Annotated in this window: 5 protein-coding genes and 1 pseudogene; 3 read left to right on the top strand and 3 right to left on the bottom strand. The window is 59.9% G+C overall.

Features of this window, described 5'->3' with window-relative positions; translation table 11 throughout:
• Positions 1–488: 488 nt before the first annotated feature.
• The 3 genes and pseudogenes from istB to C0Z16_RS36680 all read right to left on the bottom strand — a co-directional run.
• Complete coding sequence (gene istB / locus C0Z16_RS36690) at positions 489–1,289, bottom strand: IS21-like element helper ATPase IstB (protein ID WP_102636815.1); 801 nt, start codon at positions 1,287–1,289, stop codon at positions 489–491.
• The gene (gene istA / locus C0Z16_RS36685) at positions 1,282–2,805 is read right to left on the bottom strand and encodes an IS21 family transposase (RefSeq protein ID WP_102636816.1); all 1,524 of its coding nucleotides are present in this window, start codon (positions 2,803–2,805) and stop codon (positions 1,282–1,284) included. Before istA ends, istB begins: the two co-directional genes overlap by 8 nt.
• A 58-nt stretch (positions 2,806–2,863) precedes the next feature.
• A pseudogene (locus C0Z16_RS36680) lies at positions 2,864–3,358 on the bottom strand (dienelactone hydrolase family protein); the annotation flags it as partial.
• A 378-nt stretch (positions 3,359–3,736) separates the two neighbouring features.
• Here C0Z16_RS36680 and C0Z16_RS36675 point away from each other — a divergent pair.
• The 3 genes from C0Z16_RS36675 to C0Z16_RS39275 all read left to right on the top strand — a co-directional run.
• Complete coding sequence (locus C0Z16_RS36675; RefSeq protein ID WP_146014420.1) at positions 3,737–4,045, top strand: hypothetical protein; 309 nt, start codon at positions 3,737–3,739, stop codon at positions 4,043–4,045.
• Between the two features lie 40 nt (positions 4,046–4,085).
• Positions 4,086–4,897 (top strand): IS5 family transposase gene (locus C0Z16_RS36670; protein WP_175130789.1). Its coding sequence is split into 2 segments (ribosomal slippage): positions 4,086–4,434 and positions 4,434–4,897, totalling 813 coding nucleotides; the frame shifts between segments, so codons are not numbered across the junction.
• Between the two features lie 189 nt (positions 4,898–5,086).
• A partial coding sequence (locus C0Z16_RS39275) for a tyrosine-type recombinase/integrase (protein ID WP_208638673.1) occupies positions 5,087–5,295 on the top strand: 209 nt, incomplete at its 3' end.

Genomic DNA, 5,295 nt, shown 5'->3' with positions numbered 1-5,295 from the left:
AGCGCACGACGTTTCTTCGACATCCGCCGTTTCATGAATGAGCGACGCCCGAGGCTACAAGGTCAAGGATGTGGGCTGCGCATGCCCTCGGAAAAACCTTGACTGACCGCCTCAGGGCGTGAAGCGGCCAGTCACATTTTTCCAGAGCGGACGTTCATAACCGCAACGCACGCGCTCAACCCAGATGCTTCGAAAAAATTCACGGTGCGTGCGTTTGCCAGCGCGGCGGCTTCGATGTCATAGCGTGCGCTGCGGTGTCGACCAAATCCATGTGCCTGTCCGCAATCCCTGTCCGCGCCGAATGAACTTTGAGCCACCGCGCCGACCGAGCTTTGAGCCGGGGTGGAGACCGGTCCGAAGCAGGACCGGTTGTGGATAAGTGTATGGGTTTGCGGAGTGCTTGTCCTCCTTCGTGTGAGGATGTATTGCGCAGTGGAAGCTGCGGAGGGCGTAGCCCGTAGCGGCTTCCACTGCGCGGCAAGCGACGATCAGGCTGATTCGTTCGCGCTCGCACCGTCGGCTCTGCGCACCGCTTCACGCGAGCGGATACGCTTCTTTGCACTGGCGCTGCTATGGCGGAAACGGTAGCTCTCGTTGCCGGTCTCCACGATGTGGCAGTGATGGGTCAGACGATCCAGCAATGCCGTGGTCATCTTCGCGTCGCCGAACACACTGGACCATTCGGCGAAGTCCAGATTCGTCGTCACGGCAACGCTCGTGTGCTCGTACAGGCGACTCAGCAGGTGGAATAGCAACGCCCCGCCGGCCTGGCTGAAGGGCAGATATCCGAGTTCGTCCAGAATGACCAGGTCAAGGCGCAGCAGGCTCGCCGCGATCCTCCCGGCGCGTCCCTGCGCCTTTTCCTGCTCCAGTGAGTTGGCCAGATCCACGGTCGAGTAGAAGCGCACCCGCTTGCCGTGGTGCATGATGCCGGACACGCCGATGGCGGTCGCCAGATGCGTTTTGCCCGAGCCCGGTCCCCCGACCAGAACCAGGTTGTGCGCGCCCTCGGTGAACGTCATGCTGGCCAGTTGAATGACGAGCTGCCGATCGACCGGCGAGCCATCGAAGTCAAAGCCGGCGATGTCGCGATGCACCGGGAACTTCGCCGCGTTCATCTGGTGGCTGACCGAACGCACGGCCCGATCCGCGACCTCGGCCTGCAACAGCCGTTCGAGCAGCCATTGCGAAGACGCCGCCTCGACATTCACCTGTTCAAGCAGTTCGGCCCAGCCGGCAGCCATGCCGTGCAGCCGCAAGTGTTTGAGTTCGACGATCAGATCACGCATGACCGGCCTCCGGCTGTTGCAGCGCCGGGCGCAGCCCGTCGTAGCGTGATGTGTCGGCCAGCGGCGGTGTCGTCAGTTGTAGCGCAGTTTCGATCTTCGGCGGCATCTGCACGCTGCGCATGCGCGACAGCACGTTCACCACATGCTCGACGCTCACGCGCCCGGAGGGCGGCGCCTGCTCCAATGCAAGCTCGACTGCAACCACTATGGCATCCAGACCGCTTTCCGGGACCAGCGCCAGAACCTTCGCCATTACCCGGTCACCACCTGGCTCACGTAGTAACGCCCGACGCAGGCGTTGCAGCGGCTCGGGCATGTCCTGGAACGGAGCACCGTTACGCAGCGCCCCCGGCTTGCGCTGGATCAGCGGGATATAGTGCTGCCAGTCGTATCGCACCGATCCTTCGTCGGCCAGTCGCTCATGGGCGGCCACCACGGCATCATCGCCCACCACCACAACACGGCACGGATAGAGCCGCGTACTGAGCATCTGGCCTGCAAATTCGCACGGCACCGAGTAGCGATTGCGGCCAATCACCACCAGGCAGGTCGACGACACCCGAGCTGCGCGCTCAACATAACCGTCAAACGGTGTCGGCATCGGCATCAGATGGGCGCGCTCCTGCTCGAACACGTCGGCGACGCTCAGCTCACGATAGTCCGGGTGCTTCACCTGATCCCACAACGACCGGCATCGGGTCGCCAGCCATGCATTCAGTTCGGCGAAACTGCCGAAGCGTTGCGCACGCGCCTCAATCCAGATGCGCAGACGACTGTCCTGCACGTTCTTCTCGACGACGCCTTTCTCCCAGCCACTGGCGACGTTGCAGAAGTCCGGATCGAACAGGTAGTGCGAGCACATCACTGCGAAACGCGGATTGACCGTGCGGCCCTTGCCTTTGTGAACCTTGTCTACGGCCGTTTTCATATTGTCGTAGATGCCCCGGCGGGCCACCCCGCCGAAGGCCGCGAACGAGCGCGTATGGGCGTCGAACAGCATCTCGTGCCCCTGGCTCGGATAGGCAACCAGCCAGAACGCCCGCGACGCACACAGCTTCATGTGCGACACCTGCAGCTTGCGGTAAATGCCGCCGACGACCAGCCCTTCCTCGGACCAGTCAAACTGGAATGCCTCGCCCAGCTCGAACCGCAACGGCACAAACGCCGACTTGGAAACCGCCTTGCCTTCGCCTTGCCGCCAGGCCCGGATGAAATCGGTCACCCGCGAGTAACAGCCGTCGTAGCCGCCAGCCTTGATTTCCTGGAACAGCATCCAGGCAGTGCGGCGTTCCTTCTTCGGTCGCCGTGCGTCAACACTGAGCGCCTGCACCAGCACCTCATGAAACGGCGTCAACCGGGTCGGCTGGGAGCGCCGCTGATACTTCGGCTCCTCCTGAACATCCATGTTCAGATATTTACTGATCGTGTTGCGCGACAGGCTTGTGAGACGCGCTATCTCGCGTACCGACTTGTTCTGGCGGTGGAACATCCGCCGCACCTTGCCAATCATCGTCATCGGGATCATCCCCAAACACCCTGCCAGAAAAACTAGCAGGATAGGTTGATTACCCGGCTCAATTTTCAGTCGGCGCGATCCCTACATGTGGCTGAATTTTCGGTCGGCGTAAACACGCAATCCCTGTAGTTGCTGCTTCAGGGCGGCTAGCGAATGCCGTCTTAATAGCCTGTTGCGCGTCGCGAGAAATGTAATCGTCAACCTCCCCGACATGCACCATGACAGGCGCCTCGACGTTGACCGCTTCCGAGAGGTGCACCGCGGTCCGGCCGCCGCAGTAGCTCAGCGCCGCATCGACCTCGGTTCTTACCGCGATCAGAATGGTCATTAGACCGCCTAGGCGAAAGCCCATGGGGCCAACCCTACCGGACGCGCATGGAAACGCATGCGCTGCCTTGGCCGTGGTGGCGATATCGCCCGCACCCTTGTCGAGATCATAGGCCTCATAGAGCTTGTCGGCCTTGTCCCAGTCGTCTTGTCCAACAGTTGGATGCCGGGCGCGGGGCGCCGCGCTCCAGAATAGGTCTGGGCCCATTGCGATGAATCCTTGCGCTGCTAGTTCATCAGTTCATCGGCCGTCTGGCGCATATCGGGATTCACAATCCGCCACACTGCCGACACCTTCGCCATGAGCGTCAGAGACTCGCCCCATCCCATTGCCCGGATTGTGGTTTGTGTGTCAATGCGGCCCGTAATTTCCCCCGAAGTGTCGAACTAAATTCCCACCTGGGTGCCCGGTGATCAGCCGGCATCGCAATCCGATGTGCTCGTTTGATACGGTAAGCGGACAGGATTGAGCGGGGTCGGCCGGTTGCGTGCCTGCCCATCTGCTTACTAGCTCGACGCTGTGATCCGAACTGTACGGTAAAGAACACAACGGCCAATTCCCGTTGCTATCATGCTAAGTGACAAACGTCCTTACGGAGTCGCCGTGAAAGCCAGGTCGCTTGTTCTAATTGCTTTGTTAAATCCAATCTGCAATTGCATTGCACAATCGGGCGCTGCATCTTCTACGGACGCGACGAATCACGCGATGAAGGGCGTGGCGAATAGCGTTATTCCGGTGACGCTACTGACTAGCCGAGAATTCTGGCTCTCCGTCATCGTGCTGGCCTTTGGCTTGAGCGTTCTTTTAGTCCAATATTCATTGCTCAAAAATTCGAATGCGTCGGCCAACGAGGTCATCAAAGGTCTAAGAACCTTTAACAAAATGAACGAAGGGGCTGTTAACCCTCGATGAATGCTGTTAACCTTTTCATTGTTTCGACGACGAAAAGGACATGGCCAAGCCGATACTCGACGACGAACTGTGGGCACTCATCGAACCGTTGTTGCCCCCTCCCAAGCTACGGCGAACCCGTTATCCAGGACGCAAGCCGCTCGACAATCGTGCGGTGCTCACGGGCATTCTCTTCGTCTTACAGACGGGCCTGCGTTGGGACCTACTGCCTCGCGAGATGGGCTGCGGCAGCGGCATGAGTTGCTGGCGTCGTTTGCGTGACTGGCAGGCCGCCGGCGTGTGGGAGCAGTTGCACGAGGTGCTGCTTGCGCGATTGCGCGCAGCGGACCAAATCGACTGGTCTCGCGTCATCGTCGATTCCTCTTCAATCCGCGCTGTGGGCTCAGGTCAAAAACAGGACCGAATCCCACAGACCGCGCGCGACCGGGTTCGAAGCACCACCTCATCACCGAAGCGCAGGGCATCCCGCTCGCGGTGATACTGACCGGCGCCAACCGAAACGACGTCACTCAACTTCAAGCGCTGGTCGAGGCTATTCCGCCTATCGGCGGCAAGCGTGGCAGACCACTATCGAAGCCTCGGGTCGTTCAGGGCGACAGAGGCTATGACCACGACAAATATCGACGTCCACTGCATGCCGCCGGCATTGCAACCGAAATCGCTCGACGCGGTCAGCCTCATGGTAGCGGTCTAGGCAAAACACGCTGGGTCGTAGAGCGGACCATTTCGTGGCTTCACAACTTTCGCCGACTGCGCATTCGATTCGAGCGCCTCGCTTTCATTCACGAGGCTTTCCTCAAAATCGCCTGCTGCGTCATATGCTGGCGACACCTGCAAAAGTCATTCTGTTAACGCCTCTAAGTTTGACGCTTGTCGTCGTGGGCATCCTCTTTTCGATGACAGCAGGATTCGACGCCCAGACAGTCGCGCCGGCGATCGGCTTGCTTGGCACGATCGCTGGCTATCTGCTCGGCCGTAAAGATGACTCGACCTCTCAATAACACGGACCTGAGATTTTGGTTCCGCGTGCCCACGTAGAATATCTATTGGAGGTACACCTGCGCCGACATTGAGCGCCTGATCAACACAGCCTTGCAATCGGGCCCTCGCGGCACGTTGCAACCACAAACGTATGCGACATTAATTGCCCTGCTGTTAGCCACGGGCATGCGGATCTCGGAGGCCCTGAACCTGCGCCTTGCCGACATGACTTCCGAAGGACTGCTCATTCGAAAGAGCAAATTCCAGAA

Source organism: Paraburkholderia rhynchosiae, from assembly GCF_002879865.1.
GTDB lineage: Bacteria > Pseudomonadota > Gammaproteobacteria > Burkholderiales > Burkholderiaceae > Paraburkholderia > Paraburkholderia rhynchosiae.
Note: the sequence above shows the minus strand (reverse complement) of the source record. Positions and strands in the feature narration are given on the sequence as shown.